This window comes from Mycobacterium sp. E3298, assembly GCF_001666895.1.
Classification (GTDB): Bacteria; Actinomycetota; Actinomycetes; order Mycobacteriales; family Mycobacteriaceae; genus Mycobacterium.
In genome coordinates, this window is sequence record NZ_LZJB01000465.1 from 1 (window position 1) to 1,087 (window position 1,087).

The 1,087-nt window shown below is 69.4% G+C and carries 2 protein-coding genes and 1 pseudogene; all 3 read left to right on the forward strand.

What is annotated here, in order from left to right; translation table 11 throughout:
• Positions 1-353 (forward strand): annotated as a pseudogene (locus A9X05_RS31770) (PPE family protein); the annotation flags it as partial.
• 63 nt (positions 354-416) lie between these two features.
• Entirely contained in the window at positions 417-710 is a 294-nt protein-coding gene (gene esxG, locus A9X05_RS21540) for a type VII secretion system protein EsxG (protein ID WP_067278108.1), read from the forward strand.
• 38 nt (positions 711-748) lie between these two features.
• Positions 749-1,039: a WXG100 family type VII secretion target gene (locus A9X05_RS21545; protein ID WP_067278112.1), complete on the forward strand. Its 291-nt coding sequence runs from the start codon at positions 749-751 to the stop codon at positions 1,037-1,039.
• Positions 1,040-1,087 lie beyond the last annotated feature (48 nt).

Consider the following 1,087-nt stretch of genomic DNA (forward strand, 5'->3'; position numbering starts at 1 on the left):
CCCCGGCACCGGATGCCACCGCCGCGGCCAGTCGGGCGGAGGCGCGCGCGCGGCGGCGCCGCCGGGCCACGCTGCGGGACCACGCCGACGAGTTCGCGGACATGGATTCCGACATCGGCGTGCCCCCGGACTACGACGACGACGATGAGCGACTGGCCGCGGCGGTGGCATCCGGTGCCGGGGCCGGGACGCTGGGCTTCGCCGGCACCGCGCGGAAGGCGAACACCTTCCGGGCGGCCGGTTTGACCAAGCTCACCGACGGCGAATTCGGCAGCGGCCCAAAGATGCCGATGATGCCCGGCACCTGGGACCACGACCCGGCGCGCCCGACCGAGCCCAGGGAAGGGGGATAAGGCAGTCAGCCCGATGCTCGTCAGTCACCGAAACCCCATGAGACCGCAGAGAAAGGAAGCACCATGAGTATGTTGGACGCCCACATCCCGCAGTTGGTGGCCGCGCAGTCGGCCTTCAGTGCCAAGGCGGCGTTGATGCGCAGCACCATCAGTCAGGCCGAGCAGGAGGCCATGTCGGCACAGGCGTTCCACCAGGGCGAGTCCTCGGCCGCGTTCCAGGCCGCGCACGCCCGCTTCGTCGAGGCAGCCGCGCGGGTCAACACCCTGCTCGACATCGCCCAGGCCAACCTCGGCGACGCCGCGGGAACCTACGTCGCCGCCGACGCCGCCGCGGCGTCCGGCTACAACGCCTTCTGATCGAGCTTCAGCCGCCAACAACCGCGAAAGGACTTCTCATGTCCCAAATCATGTACAACTACCCGGCGATGTTGAGCCACGCCGCCGACATGGCCGGCTACGCCGGCACGCTGCAGGGGCTGGGTTCGGACATCGCCAGCGAGCAGGCCACGCTGTCCAACGCCTGGCAGGGCGACACCGGTATGACCTACCAGGCCTGGCAGGCCCAGTGGAACCAGGCGATGGAAAGCCTCGTGCGGGCCTACCAGTCGATGGCCAGCACCCACGAGGCCAACACCACGTCCATGCTCGCCCGGGACCAGGCCGAAGCCGCCAAGTGGGGCGGTTAGTTCCTGTCAGATGAGTGCTGAGCCCAACGCCGTCGAGCTGACGGTCGA